Consider the following 14,983-nt stretch of genomic DNA (forward strand, 5'->3'; position numbering starts at 1 on the left):
TCGAGGGGCGCGCCTAGGTTCGATCCCATGACTGCGCACCCGCTCAGCGAGCAGATCGCCGCCCTGGCGAAGCTGAAGGAGGAGGCCCGCCAGCCCGGGTCCGAGCGTTCGGTCCAGCGTCAGCACGACCGGGGCAAGATGCTCGCCCGGGAGCGCATCGAGTACCTCCTCGACGAGGGGTCGTTCAACGAGCTCGACATGCTGGCCCGGCACCGCAACCGCGACATCCCCGACAAGCCGCTCACCGACGGCGTGATCACCGGGTGGGGTTTGATCGACGGTCGCAAGGTCTTCGTGTTCAGCCAGGACTTCACCCTCTTCGGCGGCGCCCTCGGCGAGGTGTTCGCCGAGAAGATCCACAAGGTGATGGACCTGGCGCTGAAGGTCGGGGCGCCGGTCATCGGCCTCAACGACGGCGCCGGGGCCCGCATCCAGGAGGGCCCGGTCAGCCTGGCCTCCTACGGCGGCATCTTCTACCGGAACGTGAAGGCCTCGGGCGTCACGCCCCAGATCAGCGTCATCATGGGCCCCTGCGCCGGTGGCGCCGTCTACAGCCCAGCCATGACCGACTTCGTGTTCATGGTCGAGGACACCTCCTACATGTTCATCACCGGTCCCGACGTGGTGAAGACCGTGACCGGCGAGGACGTCACCCAGCAGGAGCTCGGCGGGGCCCACGCCCACTCGGCCAAGTCCGGCGTCGCCGCCTTCACCGCGTCCGACGACCGGGGCGTGCTCGACGACGTGCGCTACCTGATGGGCTTCCTGCCCGCCAACAACATGGAGGAGCCGCCCCGGTCGGTGGCCGAGGACGACCCCGACCGCTCGTGCGACGAGCTGGCCGACATGATCCCCGACAGCCCGAACCAGCCCTACGACATGCGCAAGGTCGTCGAGGTCATTGCCGACGACGCGGACTACGTCGAGTACTTCCCGAACTGGGCCCAGTCGATGACGTGTGGCTTCGCCCGCATCGACGGCCAGCCCATCGGCGTGGTCGGCAACAACCCGATGTTCTACGCTGGCGTGCTCGACATCGACTCCTCGGAGAAGGCGGCCCGCTTCGTGCGGGTCTGCGACTCGTTCAACATCCCGCTGGTCACCTTCGTCGACGTGCCTGGGTTCCTGCCCGGCGTCGGCCAGGAGCACGGCGGCATCATCCGCCACGGGGCCAAGCTGCTCTACGCCTTCTGCGAGTCGACGGTGCCCCGCATCCAGGTCATCACCCGCAAGGCCTACGGCGGCGCCTACGTGGTGATGAACTCCAAGTCGATCGGAGCGGACCTGGCCTTCGCCTGGCCCTCGGCCGAGCTGGCCGTGATGGGCGCGTCGGGCGCGGTCGAGATCCTCTACCGCAGTCAGATCGCCGGCGCTCCGGACCCCGTGGCCCGCAAGGGCGAGCTGGTCGACGAGTACTCCGAGCGCTGGTGCAACCCCTACGTGGCTGCTGAGCGGGGCTACGTCGACGATGTCATCGACCCGGCCGAGACCCGGCGCAAGCTGGTGGCCGGACTGGCCCTCCTGCGCACCAAGCGCGAGGAGCTCCCGCCCCGCAAGCACGGGAACGTCCCGCTGTGACCCACCCTCCGGGCCTGGGCTCGGCTTCGATCCGGCCCGTGCCCACCGACGAGGAGGCGGCGGCCATCGTCGCCGCCGTCGAGATCGCCTGGCCCCGGGCCGTCGCCGTGGTGCCGCCACCCGCCGAGCGCTGGCGCTGGAGCGGCCGCTGGTGGTCGAAGCCGGTGCCCCAACGCCGCCGCCGCCCCTGGTAGGGGGGCGGGCGTCAGCGATCGCTCGGCGAGGGCTGGCGCCCCACCGAGGCACGGTGCCGGGCCGCCGGTGCGGCCTCGGGGGGCGACCGGCGCCGCAGGAGGTGGTCGACGGCGACCGCGGCCAGCGCCACGAGGCCCGGTTCGGCCGGCGCCCGGAACCGCACCCGACCGTAGAAGACGGCCGCCACCACGGTCAGGACGAGGGCCGGGGCGATCAGCGGGAGCAACGGGACGCGAGCAGCACCATCCCGGCGTAGGAGACCTCCTTCGGGACGCCGTCGCCGTCGGTGATCTCGGCCACCTGGACGGGCCGGTACCGAGGCGCGCCTCTCTGGTCACGACCGGCAACCTACGGGCCGTGGACCGGTCCGGAATCGACCTGCGGCGCGGCGGGGACGATGATCGTCCAGTGCCGCCGACCGTCGTCCTCGTGCTGGCGTCGGCCTCGCCGGCTCGTCTGCGCCTACTGCGCGCCGCCGGCATCGAGCCCGAGGTGGTCGTGAGCGACGTCGATGAGGACGCGGTGACGGCGCGCCTCGGCACCGACGACCCCGACGCCCTCGTCGCCGCGCTGGCCGCGGCCAAGGCGCAGGATGTGGCTGCGAGCCGGCTCCCGTCCCGCCGACCTGTGCTCGTCATCGGCTGCGACACGCTCTTCACCGTCCACGGCGAGACGTGGGGCAAGCCCTCATCGGCCAATGAGGCCCGGGCTCGCATCCGCGGAATGCGCGAGGACGAGGGGGTGCTCCGCACCGGCCACCAGCTCGTCGACCCGGGCACCGGCCGGATGGCGTCGGGCGTTGCGGCGACCACCGTGCGCTTCGGGCCCATGTCCGATGCCGAGGTCGACGCGTACGTCGCGACGGGCGAGCCGCTGGCGGTGGCGGGCTCGTTCACCCTCGACGGCCGCTCGGCTCCCTTCGTCGACGGCGTCGAGGGTGACCACACCAACGTCGTCGGTCTCTCGCTGCCGATGTTGCGCCGCCTCCTCGCCGAGCTCGGGCACTCCGTCACCGACCTGTGGAGCGGCGTGTGAGTGCCGATCCGCTGGCTTCCTTGGACCCTCGTCCACCGATGGACCGGACATCGGTCCAAGGTTCGAGCGGTCGTGCGGGGCCGTTGCGGATCGGACCGCTCGCGCTCGACGTGCCGGTGGTGCTGGCCCCGATGGCCGGGGTCACCAACCGGGCGTTCCGGCGGCTGTGCCGCGAGTTCGGTGCGGGGCTGTACGTGAGCGAGATGATCACCGCCCGGGCCCTCGTGGAGGGCAACGCCCGCACCCTCGACATGGTGCGCCACGACCCCGACGAGCGGCCCCGCAGCGTGCAGCTCTACGGCGTCGACCCGCGGGTCATGGGCGACGCGGTGCGGATCCTCGTCGACGACCACGGCGTCGAGCACGTCGACCTCAACGTCGGCTGCCCCGCCCCCAAGGTCACCCGGAAGGGCGGCGGCTCCGCCCTTCCCGTGCGCCGGGCGTTGTTCGCGGCGATCATCGGAGCCTCGGTGCGCGCCGCGGGTGACGTGCCGTTCACGGTGAAGATGCGGATGGGCCTCGACGCGGAGCACATGACGTACCTCGAGGCGGCGCGCACCGCCGAGGACGAAGGGGCGGCGGCGGTCGCCCTCCACGCCCGGACGGCCGAGCAGCTCTACTCCGGGGGAGCCGACTGGAGCGCCATCGCCCGGCTGAAGCAGGAGGTCACGTCCATCCCCGTGCTGGGCAACGGCGACATCCTCGACGCGCACGATGCCGTGCGGATGATGGCCGAGACCGGGTGCGACGGGGTCGTCATCGGCCGGGGCTGCCTCGGGCGCCCGTGGCTGTTCCGCGACCTGGCCGACGCCCTGGCCGGCCGCCCGGTGGCGCCCCACCCCTCGCTGGGCGAGGCCACCGCCGTGCTGCGTCATCACGCCGAGCTGCTCGTCGACGTCTTCGGACCGGATCGGGGCGTGCGCGACGTGCGCAAGCACACCGGCTGGTACCTCGCCGGGTACCCGGTGGGCGGTGAGGTCCGCCGGGCCCTCTCCCAGGTCGGTTCGCTCGCCGAGCTCCACGCCCACCTCGACGCCCTCGACCCGGCAGCGACCCTCCACCGCGGCGCCGAGCGGGTGGTGCGGGGCCACACCGGCGGACCCCGCCGGGTGACGGTGCCCGACGGCTGGTTCGGCCTCGTCGACGACCCCGCCCCTCCCGTCGGCGCCGACATCGTCGTCTCCGGGGGGTGAGTCGGCGTCGACCCGATCATCCTCGGGGCGGTCCACCGGTCGATACCCTCGGGTCAGTGACCACCATCCCCATCGAACAGCTGGCCGAGCTCACCACCGTCGCCAGCCGCGAGGCGGTGATCCACGACGGACGCACCGTGCGGCGCATCGACGGCCTCGAGCCCGACACCGACCACGAGATCGACGGCTTCTCGTTCCACACGCTCCCGGAGCCCGGCGCGCGGTTGGCCACCTTCGCCACGGTCAACGACGTGCACTTCGGTGAGAAGGTGTGCGGTCGCATCGGGGGCACCGACGTGGGGCCGGTGTTCTCCGCCGAACCGGGTGATCCGCCCTACCCCGAGGTGATGAACCGGGGCGCGGTGACCGAGATCCTCGACCTCGACCCCGACGCCCTGATCGTCAAGGGCGACCTCACCAGCAACGGCACCGACGACGAGGTTGACGCGTTCCTCGCCACCTACGCCCCGCTGGCCGAGCGGATGACCTGGGTGCGGGGAAACCACGAGTCCTACCACCACCTGGACCGCGGCGCGACGCCCACCCAAGAGGTCGTGCTGCCCGGAGCCCGGCTGGCCGTGCTCGACACATCGGTCGACGGGGCCGAGTACGGCGGGGTCACCGCCGAGCAGCTCGACTGGCTCGATGCCCTCGCCGCGGAGGCTGATCGGCCCGTCGTCGTGCTCGGGCACCACCACGTCTGGAACCCCGCCTCCCAGGAGCGCCCGGAGCGGTACTTCGGGGTGCGACCCGATGACTCCGAGCGCCTGGTCGAGCTCGTGGCCCGACGGCCGTCGGTCGTCGCCTACCTGGCTGGTCACACGCACCGGAACCAGGTCCGCCGCTTCTCGGCCACGGGGTCGGTGCCGTGGGCCGAGGTGGCCTGCGTGAAGGACTACCCGGGAGCTTGGGCCGAGTACCGGGTGCACGAGGGGGGCATCGTCGCCGTCTTCCGTCGCATCTCGACGCCCGAGGCGCTGGTGTGGACCGAGAAGACGCGCCACATGTTCGCCGGCCTCTACGACGGCTACGCCTTCGGCGCCCTCGAGGATCGCTGCTTCCTCATCGCCACCGACCGGGTCGCACCCCCCCGCTGACGAAGGTGAGCGCGACCGCCTCGGCGGTCGGTCGAGGTTGCCCTCAGCCGCCGGGACGCCCCGGCGGCGGGCGCGTCGCCGGCGTGGGACGGGGCACCATCCGCTGCACCCAGTCGTAGAACCAGTTCGACATGTCGGAGAACTCCGCGTGGCCTCCGGGGTCCAGGTGCCCGGCGTACCAGCCGAACTGGCCTTCGTGGTCCCAGCCGTCGGGGAGGGTGACGCGGCCGGTGTGCGCGGGGTCGAACCAGGACGGCTCGGCCTCTGAGTCGGTCCAGATCTTCAGCGTCACGGTGTCGTCCAGGGCCCGGGCGCAGAACCGCCACGGCAGGGGCGGGATGCCGAAGGCGAAGAACTTGTCGGTCATGATGATCTGGCCGGCGACGCGGTACGGCGCCCCGGCGCGGGATGTGTCGATGGTGTGGACGTTGAACGCATAGCGCGACAAGTACACGTTCTGGGTGACGGTGACGGCCCGGAGGGCGTCGCCATCGCGAGTGATGCGCAGGGCGGCACCCTGCTGGACGCGGGCGCCGCCCTGGGAGCTCCACGTCGCGCAGGTCTCCCCGTCGACGACCGCGGGGAGGCCACGGCGCCAGAACACGAGACGGGTGTTGCCGCCCACGTTCGACGCCTCGCCGCGCACCCGCACCCCGGTTTCCGTCGGTGCGAGGGTGTAGCGGTCGACGGCGTCGCGGGTGATGACCCCGACGGCGTAGGAGTCCGACGGCGCCGAGCTCCACAGCGGCTGGCGAGGCGGCGGTCCGATGTCGCGTTCGGTCTCGTGGTCAGTGAGGACCCCCACCGCGTCGGAGGGCGACGGCGCCGAGCTCCGCGCCCGCGGGCGGGGCGGCGATCCGCGGTCGGTCTGGGTGGGCAGGCAGCCGCTCAGGGCCACGGCGGCGAGGATGCTCGTGACCACCGCACGGACGGCCCAGCGACGATGCGGTGACGATCGTGACAAAGCCTCTCCCCGAGAATGCACCACCTGGTGGCGGGTGGATCTTCGCCGACCCTACTGCGAGCCGGACCGAGTCGTGAATGCGCCCTGCCCGACACGAGGCGGACCCGACCCCCCGAGCGGCGTGATCCGGCCGGCGCCGGGCAGGGTGGAGCCATGGCCACTGACGACCTGCCTCCCGACGACGCCCACCGCCGGCCCGACGCCACCGATGACGCCACTGTCTCGGCCGTCGGCACGGTGACCGAAGCCCTCGAGTGGGTCGAACGGGCTCGCGGGCACCTCTATGAGTTCCACCAGCTCATGGGCCACGCCGACCTGGCCTTCGGGGAGGCCGCCGACGCGCTCGCCTCCGCCGGCCACGACGCCTCTGCCGACCGGCTCCGCGCCGAGCTGGTGGGACGCAACGTGATCACCGGACGGTGGACGTTCCAGGTCGTGGAGGACTTCGACGACGGGTACTGGAACGACGCCCGCGACCACGAGCGGCGCATCCGCGACGACCTGCTGGACGGCCGCCGGCACGTCTTCGAGTCCGAGATGAAGGAGGACCGCCGCACCCACGTCCGGCGCGGCCACGAGGCCCGCCCCTGACCGGGCGCGCGCGACCCGATCAGGTCCCGCAGGTGATCTCGAGCGTCCCGTCGGGGCCGAGGGGCATCCGGGCCCGACTCAGGTCGGCGTCGACCTGGGCGATCACCCCGGTGACGGCCTCGCCGCTCGGGGCCTCGGCCCCGCTGACGACCAGGTCGAGGCGCTCGACGTGCGCCAGGTAGGTGCCGTCGTGGGAGCTCGCGTCCGACGGGTGGGCCAGGGGGCCGACGGTGAGGCGCAGGGAGTCCGAGGATCGGGCCAACCCGGCGGTCTCCTCATCGCCGAGAGCGACCACGAGCATCGACCCGCGAGAGTCGTCCTCCACCCGACACGACGACGGCTGGTCATCGAGCTCCGCCACGACCCCGCGAGCGTCGCCCCAGGCGGCCCGGGCCCCGGCCCCGCCGACCGGTGGGGATGGCACCGATGGGGCGGGTGTGGTCGCTTCGGCCCCTCCGTCGGGGGCCTCGACCCGCTCGCCGGCCTCGCGCCCGGCCCGGTCGGCCACCGGGGCGGCGCACGCTCCACCGACCAGGACGGCCACCACGAGGGGGAGGGCGAGGCGGGGGCGCAGGGGAGCGGATCGACGGCGGGTCACCGCGCCACCCTGCCCCGCCCGACCCGTCGTCCCTCGTCACCTTGCGGGGGAGATCCCCCCGTCATCCGCCGGCCCTCGCCGTCCGGCTGTGTCGAGACGGCGGTGTCAGGCGAAGATCGTGGCGTGGCCCTCCCGACCGATCCCGCGCCCGACCCACTCCCGACGTCGGCCCGCCACGCCGACGGCCCGCTCACCGGGTTGCGCGTCATCGACTGCTCGACGGTGGTTGCCGGTCCTGGCTGCGCCCGGTACCTCGCCGACTTCGGGGCCGACGTCGTCAAGGTCGAGCGCCCCGACGGCGGCGACACGACCCGGGCCATGGGCTGGCGCGACCCGCGCGACGACGTGACCCTGTGGTGGAAGCTCGAGGGGCGCAACAAGCGGTCCGTGGTCCTCGACCTGAAGGACCCCGAGGACCTCGACCGCATGCGCCGCCTCGTGGCCGATGCTGACGTCCTGGTCGAGAACTTCCGCCCCGGCACGCTCGAACGCCTCGGCCTCGACCCCGTCCAGCTCATCGAGGCCAACCCGCGCCTCGTCGTCACCCGGATCACCGGCTTCGGCCAGGACGGGCCTTACGCCGGGCGCCCCGGCTTCGCCACCATCGCCGAGGCCATGAGCGGTTTTGCCGGGATCAACGGCGAGCCCGACGGCGCCCCGCTCCTGCCGCCGATCGCCCTCACCGACGAGATCACCGCCCTCGTCGCCGCCTACGCCACCCTCGCCGCGGTGCACAGCGGGGTCGGCCAGGTGGTCGACGCCAACCTCTACGAGTCGCTGCTGCAGGTGATGGGTCCGCTGCCGTCGGCCAAGGCCCTGCTCGACTACGACCAGCCCCGCCTCGGCGCCGGCATCCCCTACTCGGTGCCGCGCGGCACCTACCGGTGCTCCGACGGGCGGTGGGTGGCCATCAGCACCTCGGCCGAGTCCGTCGCCCAGCGGGTCATGGCCCTCATCGGGCTCGCCGGCGACCCCCGGGTCGCCACCTTCTCGGACCGTGTCGCCCACCGCGAGCTGGTCGACGGCACGCTCGGGGCCTGGATCGCGGGGCGTCCCCTCGACGACGTGCTGGTCGCGTTCGAAGCCGCCCACGCGGCGGCGGCCCCGGTGCACACGATGGGCGACATCCTGGCCGACCCCCACCTGGCGGCCCGGGGGGCCCTGCCGGTGGTCGACGGGGTTCCCATGCAGGGCTTGGTGGCCCGCCTGTCAGCCACGCCGGGACGGCTGCGCTGGGCCGGGCGCCCGCTGGGGGCCGACACCGAAGCGGTCCTGGCCGAGGTGGAGAGCACCGTCGCCGACGCCCCACCGCCCCCCGGAGCGGCCGTCTGAGAGGCCGCGCCAGTCGGGGGCGCCGGGTTGGTCAGTCCTCGGGGACGAGGGCGACCTCGATGCGGTCCTGGTGCCAGTCCCGCGCCGAGCGCAGGGCCTCGTGGGCGGCTTCGAGCAGCTGGTCGGCGTCGAAGGCGTGGGCCGGGTAGCAGGCCACCCCGGCGCGCAGGCGGACGCCACCGATCTCCCCCGAGAGGCGGCGACGCACCCGCTCGACGGTCCAGACCGCGCCGTTCTCGGGGGTGTCCTCGAGGATCAGGGCGACCAGGTCGTCGTCGAGGCGGCAGGCGATGTCAGAGTCGCGGAGCGTCTGGAGGAGGGCATCGGCGACGTCGTGGTCGACCGCGGGTGTCGGGGCGCCGTCGTCGAGCCCGGTCACCGGCTCGAGCAGGGCGAGGGCGAGCGGCCGCAAGCCTCGCCGGGCGGCGGAGACCCGCTTGTCGAGCGTGACCGCGAAGAAGGCGGTGTTGAACAGCCCGGTCTCGGCGTCGGTGACCCGGTCGACGTCGCCTCGGCTGAGCGAGGGCGGAGCGTCGAGGTCGAGGGGGCGGGCGCGGGCGGTCAGCGCCTCGGCCTCGAACCGTGCGGCCCGGGCCGCCATGGCGCTGCTCTCGGCCTGGGCCCGGGTGGCCCGGTCTCGAGCCTCCTCGGCGGTGGCGGTCGTGCGCTGGAGGCGGTCGGCGAGGCCCAGGGTGAAGAGGCCCGCGACCAACGCCGCCAGGCCGGCGGCGCCGGCGAGCCACGGCTGGTCGGTCACCATCGCCGTCACTGCCAGCACGAGACCGATGCAGCCCGCGATGAGCCCCGGTGCGCCACGATGAGTCACAAGGGATGGATCGGCCCGGTGGCCGGCGTTTCAAGCACCACCGCGCCGCCGTGGGTTCATTCGGGGACCGCAGCGATGATGACACCGCCGGGATCGGTGCCCGAGAGGGCGTCGGCGGCGGTCGTCACCAGCTCATCGGAGGAGATGGCGTGGGCCGGGTAGCAGGCGATGCCCGAGGTGACCGTCGCCTCAGGATGGGATTCGTTCACCGTGGTCTTTAGGCGCTCGGCCACGACGAGGCAGCCCTCGCCGGGGGTGAACTCGAGGACGAGGGCGATGCGTCCGTCGTCGAACCGGGCCGCCATGTCCGAGTCCCGGACCACGTGGAGCACCAGGTCGGCCAGCTCCTGGGGCTCGGGGCCATCGATGATCCTGACCAGGATGAGGCCGAGCTGGCGGAGCGTCCGCCGGGCCGTGGCGACCCGGGAGGGGAGCAGGGCGCGCAGCATCGCTTCGCTGAACAGGCCCGACGCCGGGTCCGAGACGAGCTGGTCGGTCATTGCGCTCCTGAGCCGGGGAGGGACGGGGGGTGCTTCGGCGCCGATCTTGTCACCCCCGGGGGCGTCACCGCAGCACCGGCGACCGCCAGAGACCGGTGCGGGTCCGACGGTCGGAGGGGGCGGGCCGCCCGCGGCGTGGGGTCGGCCGGCTGCAGCTTGCGTACTCACCACTCACGTGCGGCACGACGCCCGCGCGTACCCTGACCGGTGCTGAGCGAGCGATCGATCAGTCGCCGGCCGTCGTCCGGCGCCTCGTGCGGGAGGCGCCGGGCAGGCCCGGCCGGTCGGGCCGGCCGGATCGGCCGGATCGGCCGGATCACCGGTGGTGGTGGACCCCGGCCGCCGGGTGGGCCGGAGAGGGGCGCCCGAACACCTCGGGCTGGGGCTGGGCCACCGCGACGGCCAGGCGCTCGAGGTACTCGGCCCGGGGCAGGTCGACGGCGCCCAGGCTCAGGAGGTGGGGTGTCGTCCACTGCACGTCGAGCACCGTGGCCCCTCCGTCGACGAGTCGATCCACCAAGCCGACGATGGCCACCTTCGACCCGTCGCGCTCGTGGTGGAACATCGACTCCCCGGCGAAGAGGCCGCCGATGGCCACCCCGTAGAGGCCGCCGGCCAACCTCCCGTCCTCGGTCCAGGTCTCCACGCTGTGAGCCCAGCCGAGGCGGTGGAGCTCGGTGTAGGCGCGGCGGATCTTCCGAGTGATCCAGCCGCCGGGCCGACGGGGGTCGGCGCAGGCGTCGAGCACCGCCTCGAAGGCGCCGTCGACGGTGGTCGCATGGCGCCGCACCGATGTCCGCAGCGAGCGGGTGACCCTCAGGCCGTCGAGGGGGATCACCCCTCGCGGGTCGGGGGACCACCAGGCGAGGACCCGCCCCCTGCTGACCGGCATGGGGAACACCCCGGCGCGGTACGCGGCGAGCAGCGTGGCCGGGTCGAGGTCGGCCCCGATGCCGACGGGGCCGTCAGCCTCGGCGTCGAGCGGTGACGGGAAGGCCCACTGGGGGGGACCCGGGTCGAGGGGAGGGGGCACGGCCGGGCTACGGAGGGCGGATGCCGAGGGAGGCGGCCACGGTGGTCCCGAAGGACCGGGTGGCGCGGCGGTTGAGCTCGCCGCCGGCGACGGCACCGGCCATGAGGGGGACGAACGTGAGCGTGTTGCGGCCCGCCCGGCGCAGCAGCCGTCGTCGGATCTGGTTGATCAGCTGATCGCGGGCGGAGCGGCCGAGCATCTCCGAGGCCGTCGCCCCGATGGCCGCGGACTGCCCCGGGCGCAGGAGGGCGGTGAGGTCTGACGGCGCCAGGCCCCGGGTCTCGGCCCACGCTCGGGCGATCAGCGCGCCGTTGGCCCGCAGGTCACCGGCGATGGCGTAGCCGGCGGCCTCGTGGAGCTCTCCGGCCAGCTTCATCTCCACCGCGACGACGATCATCGTCTCCGCCGCCAGCTCGACCGGCAGGGCCACCCAGGTGGCCGGCGTCGTCTGCGAGGCCGCGGCGATGGCCCCCGTCGTGGCCCCGACCGCGGCGCTGGTGAGGCTGGCGTTGCGGATGAGGGTGCGGGCGAGGAGGGCACCGGCCAACCCGTCGTGGTGCCGGCGCAGGGTGGCCAGGTCACGCACCGGCAGGTGGCCGGCGGTGTCGAGGGAGACCTCCGACAGCCACCGTCCGGAGGTCACCGCCCGGGCGCCGGCGGCCGATGCGGAGCGACGGGCCAGGGCCATGATCTCGCGGATCTGGCCGCCGCTCGGCCGGCCTCCCTCGCCGTCATCGCCACCGGTGGCGGCACCGAGGGCGCGCGCCAGGTCTTCGTCGGGGCCGCCGGAGGCCGGGGTCAGGCCGGACGAGGGGGAGGACACCTCGCCATCTTGCCCCGATCGGGGCCGGACCCGTCGCGCCGACGCACCCGTTGGGTGTGGTCGAGGAGTCGGGCTACCGGCGGTAGTCGTGGAAGCCCAGGCCGGACTTCCGGCCCAGGTGGCCGGCGGCGACCATGCGGCGCAGGGCCGGGGCGGCGCTGTAGTTCGGGTCTGCGAACTCGGCGTGGAGGGCGTCGAGGATGGCGAGCGACGTGTCCAGGCCGACCAGGTCGAGCAGGGCGAGGGGACCCATGGGGAAGTTGCAGCCGCCCTTCATGGCGGCGTCGATGTCGTCGCGGCTGGCGGTCCCGTTCTCGAGCATCCGTACCGCGTTGTTGAGGTACGGGAAGAGCAGGGCGTTGACGATGAAGCCGGCGCGGTCCTTCACCTGCACCGGGTCCTTGCCGCACGCGGTGGCGAAGGCGGTGACGGCCTCGAGGGTCTCGGCCGACGCGGTGAGCGGGGCGATGACCTCGACGAGGGCCATCATCGGAGCCGGGTTGAAGAAGTGGACCCCGACGACCTGGTCGGGTCGCTCGGTGGCCACCGCCATCTCCACCACCGGGAGGGTCGAGGTGTTGGTGGCCAGGATGGCCTCGGGCTTCACGACCTGGTCGAGCTCGGCGAAGAGCGCCTGCTTCACGGCGAGGTCCTCGACGACCGACTCGATCACGAGGTCGCAGTCGGCCAGGTCGCCGATCTGATGCGTGGCGGTCACCCGTCCGAGCACGGCGTCGCGCTCATCCGCGTCGAGGCGGCCCTTGTCGACCTGCTTGGCCAGGCTCTTCTCCAGCCCGGCCACCATCGCCTCGGCGGTCGCCTGCTGCCGGGAGCGCAGCACCACCTCGTGGCCGGCCTTGGCGGCGACCTCCGCGATGCCCGCTCCCATGATCCCGGACCCGACGATTCCCACGCGTGCGATGGCCATGGGCGGCGAGGTTACTGACGGGTACCAGGGCGCCGAAAGTCACACGGGGCCGGTCCCGGTCGGTCAGAGCCCGTCGGGTTCCGCGCCGGCCCCGGCCGCATCGTGTCGAGCCGTGACCGCCAGCCGTGCCGCCACCGCCACCAGCAGGCCGGCGAACAGCAGCGCCGAGAGCTCGGGATCGAGGTCGAGGGAGAGCTGCGCGGCGCCCAGGGCGGTGATCACTCCGGCCATCCCCACGACGAGCCCCGGTCGCAGCGCGGTGAGCCCGGCGGAGCGGTTGCGGAGCGTGCCGACGATCGCGGTGGGGATGATCACCGCCAGCGAGGTGCCCTTGGCCAGCACCAGGGGCAGGCCGAAGGCGATGGTCAGCACGGGCACGATGATGACCCCGCCGCCGACGCCGAGCATCCCGGCCAACACCCCGGCGGCGATTCCGAGTACCACCAGCCCGACGACGGTCGCGACGGTCACGTCGGCCCGGCCCGCGCCGTCGCCCTCGCCCCCGGCCGCCAACCGTGCTGCGGTCAGGATCATGACGACGGCGAAGCCGATCTGGAGGGCGGGGCCGCTGACGGTCCGGAGCCAGCGCGTCCCCGCGACCGCGCCGGCGAAGGCGCCGAGGGCGATGAGCGCGGCGTAGGCGACATCGAGCTCACCGGCCACTGCGTACCCCGCGGCGCCGGCGATCGAGATCGGCACGATGGCCGTGAGCGAGGTGCCGGTCGCCAGCTTGTGGGGGAAGCGGGCGAGCAGAGCCAGCGCGGGGACGATGACGATGCCGCCGCCCACCCCGAAGAGGCCTGAGGCGAACCCGGCGATGAGCCCCGCCACCGCCACCCGGACCCACGGGACCGCCGGGCGGGCGGTCGTGGGGGTCGGGAGGTCGGTCCGTGTCACGGGGCCACGTTGGTCCAGCGTCCCCGCCCGAGACGAGTCGACGCGTCGTCGAGAGGCCGAGCGGATGGGCCCCGGACGGCGACATGACTACGGTCGAGCGGATGTCCGGACCTCTCGCCCTCGTGGGCGGATCCCCCTTCCGTCCCGAGACGGAGGTCGAGGCGGAGCTGGTGACCGGCGGCACCGACGAGGTGCTCGTCGTGCCGACCGGTGCGGCCTACGAGCACCCCCAACGCCTGGTCGACGCCGCGACCGAGCGCTTCGGCGCCCTCGGCGTGGATGTCCGAGGCATCGACGTGCTGCGGCGGCCCGACGCCCTCGACGAGGACACCGCGGCGGTGGTGCGCGCCGCGCGCTTCGTCTACCTGGCCGGGGCCTCGCCCATGCACATGCGCTCGGTGCTCAAGGGGACCCCGGTGTGGGAGGCGGTCGTCGCCGCCTGGCACGACGGAGCGGTCCTCGCCGGCGCGGATGCCGGGGCCATGGTGCTCTGTGACCCGATGGTCGACCCGCGCGGGGGCGCGTTCACGGTGGGTCTGGGCCTGCTCGCCAACGTCACCGTCATCCCCGGGTTCGACACCTGGTCCGAAGACGCAGTGCACCGCACCCGGGCCCTTTCGCCGAGGGACCTCGTGATCGTCGGCGTCGCCGAAGGTTCCGCGCTGGTGCGCGACCCCGACGGCGGGTGGCGCGGCGTGGGGCCGTCGGGGCCCCGGGTGTTCGTCGGCGGTCAGCCCGGTTCTCTCGCTGACCTGCCCCGCTGAAGAGCCCCCGACGCGTCGGGCCACCGTCTCAGCCGCCGGCGGATCAGCCCCCGGCGGGGCGGATCGTGACCGAGTCGACGGTGATGACCTCGGTGGGTGTGCCGCCGGTGGCGGCGTCGCCTTTCGCCGCCAGCTCGGCGACCAGCGGAAGGCCCTCGGTGACGCGGCCGAAGCGCGGGTACTCCGGGGTCAGCTGGGCTGCACCGGCGTCGCTGGCGACGATGAAGAACTGGCTCCCCGAGACGGCCTCGGCCCGGGCCATGGCCACGTCGCCGGGGGCGTAGCCGTCGGCCGGCTTCTCGATGTCCTCCTGGTCGTAGCCCGGCCCGCCCGACCCGTAGTCCGGGGTGCCGCTCGAGCCCGTCTGGGCCACGAAGTCGGGAACCAGGCGGTGGAACGGCAACCCGTCGAAGTACCGGTAGCGGGCCAGCACGACGAAGTTGTTGACCATGACCGGCGCGGCCTCGGTGTCGAGGGCGATGGTGATGGGCCCGGCGGAGGTGACGATCTCAGCCTCGAGGGCCTCGCCCTCGGCGATGCACGTCGGCGGGGCTTGGGCGAAGGCGGCCACCCGCTCCTCGGAGCCGTCGGTGGCGGGGCACGGTGTCTCCCCCTCGATGGTCCGCCCC

Annotated in this window: 18 protein-coding genes; 8 read left to right on the top strand and 10 right to left on the bottom strand. The window is 73.6% G+C overall.

What is annotated here, in order from left to right; translation table 11 throughout:
* Positions 1-27 precede the first annotated feature (27 nt).
* Both VNL12_RS18220 and VNL12_RS18225 read left to right on the top strand, forming a co-directional pair.
* On the top strand, positions 28-1,578 hold the full coding sequence (locus VNL12_RS18220; protein ID WP_325596381.1) for an acyl-CoA carboxylase subunit beta: 1,551 nt from the start codon (positions 28-30) through the stop codon (positions 1,576-1,578).
* 38 nt (positions 1,579-1,616) lie between these two features.
* Positions 1,617-1,772 carry a hypothetical protein gene (locus VNL12_RS18225; protein ID WP_325596383.1) on the top strand — a complete coding sequence of 52 codons (156 nt, stop codon included), beginning with the start codon at positions 1,617-1,619 and terminating at the stop codon, positions 1,770-1,772.
* An 11-nt stretch (positions 1,773-1,783) separates the two neighbouring features.
* Here the strand turns inward: VNL12_RS18225 and VNL12_RS18230 are convergent, their stop codons facing one another.
* Positions 1,784-1,999, bottom strand: coding sequence for a hypothetical protein (locus VNL12_RS18230; RefSeq protein ID WP_325596385.1), 216 nt, complete (start codon positions 1,997-1,999; stop codon positions 1,784-1,786).
* Between the two features lie 182 nt (positions 2,000-2,181).
* Here VNL12_RS18230 and VNL12_RS18235 point away from each other — a divergent pair, with 182 nt between their 5' ends.
* Genes VNL12_RS18235 through VNL12_RS18245 form a run of 3 tightly spaced genes read left to right on the top strand, consistent with a single transcriptional unit; the run spans position 2,182 to position 5,098 of the window.
* On the top strand, positions 2,182-2,808 hold the full coding sequence (locus VNL12_RS18235; protein WP_325596387.1) for a nucleoside triphosphate pyrophosphatase: 627 nt from the start codon (positions 2,182-2,184) through the stop codon (positions 2,806-2,808).
* A 38-nt stretch (positions 2,809-2,846) separates the two neighbouring features.
* Positions 2,847-4,001 (top strand): tRNA dihydrouridine synthase DusB, encoded by a 1,155-nt coding sequence (dusB, locus tag VNL12_RS18240; RefSeq protein ID WP_325596389.1) that lies wholly within the window; start codon positions 2,847-2,849, stop codon positions 3,999-4,001.
* A gap of 56 nt (positions 4,002-4,057) precedes the next feature.
* The gene (locus tag VNL12_RS18245) at positions 4,058-5,098 is read left to right on the top strand and encodes a metallophosphoesterase family protein (protein WP_325596391.1); all 1,041 of its coding nucleotides are present in this window, start codon (positions 4,058-4,060) and stop codon (positions 5,096-5,098) included.
* Positions 5,099-5,141: 43 nt separating this feature from the next.
* Here VNL12_RS18245 and VNL12_RS18250 read toward each other — a convergent pair whose 3' ends face one another.
* The gene (locus tag VNL12_RS18250; protein ID WP_325596393.1) at positions 5,142-6,020 is read right to left on the bottom strand and encodes a hypothetical protein; all 879 of its coding nucleotides are present in this window, start codon (positions 6,018-6,020) and stop codon (positions 5,142-5,144) included.
* Between the two features lie 195 nt (positions 6,021-6,215).
* On the opposite strand from VNL12_RS18250, the gene VNL12_RS18255 reads away from it, so the two are divergent.
* Entirely contained in the window at positions 6,216-6,653 is a 438-nt protein-coding gene (locus tag VNL12_RS18255; RefSeq protein WP_325596395.1) for a hypothetical protein, read from the top strand.
* 19 nt (positions 6,654-6,672) lie between these two features.
* Here the strand turns inward: VNL12_RS18255 and VNL12_RS18260 are convergent, their stop codons facing one another.
* Complete coding sequence (locus VNL12_RS18260; RefSeq protein WP_325596397.1) at positions 6,673-7,251, bottom strand: hypothetical protein; 579 nt, start codon at positions 7,249-7,251, stop codon at positions 6,673-6,675.
* 123 nt (positions 7,252-7,374) lie between these two features.
* Here VNL12_RS18260 and VNL12_RS18265 point away from each other — a divergent pair, with 123 nt between their 5' ends.
* On the top strand, positions 7,375-8,583 hold the full coding sequence (locus VNL12_RS18265; protein ID WP_325596398.1) for a CoA transferase: 1,209 nt from the start codon (positions 7,375-7,377) through the stop codon (positions 8,581-8,583).
* Between the two features lie 31 nt (positions 8,584-8,614).
* Here VNL12_RS18265 and VNL12_RS18270 read toward each other — a convergent pair whose 3' ends face one another.
* From VNL12_RS18270 to VNL12_RS18295, 6 genes are all read right to left on the bottom strand, one after another.
* On the bottom strand, positions 8,615-9,361 hold the full coding sequence (locus VNL12_RS18270; protein WP_325596400.1) for a diguanylate cyclase domain-containing protein: 747 nt from the start codon (positions 9,359-9,361) through the stop codon (positions 8,615-8,617).
* Positions 9,362-9,465: 104 nt separating this feature from the next.
* The gene (locus VNL12_RS18275) at positions 9,466-9,909 is read right to left on the bottom strand and encodes a diguanylate cyclase domain-containing protein (RefSeq protein ID WP_325596402.1); all 444 of its coding nucleotides are present in this window, start codon (positions 9,907-9,909) and stop codon (positions 9,466-9,468) included.
* A 316-nt stretch (positions 9,910-10,225) separates the two neighbouring features.
* Entirely contained in the window at positions 10,226-10,942 is a 717-nt protein-coding gene (gene aat / locus VNL12_RS18280) for a leucyl/phenylalanyl-tRNA--protein transferase (RefSeq protein ID WP_325596404.1), read from the bottom strand.
* Positions 10,943-10,949: 7 nt separating this feature from the next.
* Entirely contained in the window at positions 10,950-11,765 is an 816-nt protein-coding gene (locus tag VNL12_RS18285) for a hypothetical protein (protein ID WP_325596406.1), read from the bottom strand.
* A gap of 73 nt (positions 11,766-11,838) precedes the next feature.
* A complete protein-coding gene (locus VNL12_RS18290; protein WP_325596408.1) occupies positions 11,839-12,693 on the bottom strand; it encodes a 3-hydroxybutyryl-CoA dehydrogenase in 855 nt (284 codons plus the stop codon).
* Positions 12,694-12,756: 63 nt separating this feature from the next.
* A complete protein-coding gene (locus VNL12_RS18295; RefSeq protein WP_325596409.1) occupies positions 12,757-13,590 on the bottom strand; it encodes a sulfite exporter TauE/SafE family protein in 834 nt (277 codons plus the stop codon).
* 101 nt (positions 13,591-13,691) lie between these two features.
* Here VNL12_RS18295 and VNL12_RS18300 point away from each other — a divergent pair, with 101 nt between their 5' ends.
* Entirely contained in the window at positions 13,692-14,354 is a 663-nt protein-coding gene (locus VNL12_RS18300) for a Type 1 glutamine amidotransferase-like domain-containing protein (protein WP_325596411.1), read from the top strand.
* A 43-nt stretch (positions 14,355-14,397) separates the two neighbouring features.
* On the opposite strand, the gene VNL12_RS18305 is transcribed toward VNL12_RS18300, so the two are convergent.
* Positions 14,398-14,983, bottom strand: a 586-nt coding sequence (locus tag VNL12_RS18305; protein WP_325596413.1) for a peptidylprolyl isomerase, incomplete at its 5' end; no start/stop codon positions are given.

Origin of the sequence: Iamia sp., from assembly GCF_035575815.1 — a bacterium.
Lineage (GTDB): Bacteria > Actinomycetota > Acidimicrobiia > Acidimicrobiales > Iamiaceae > Iamia.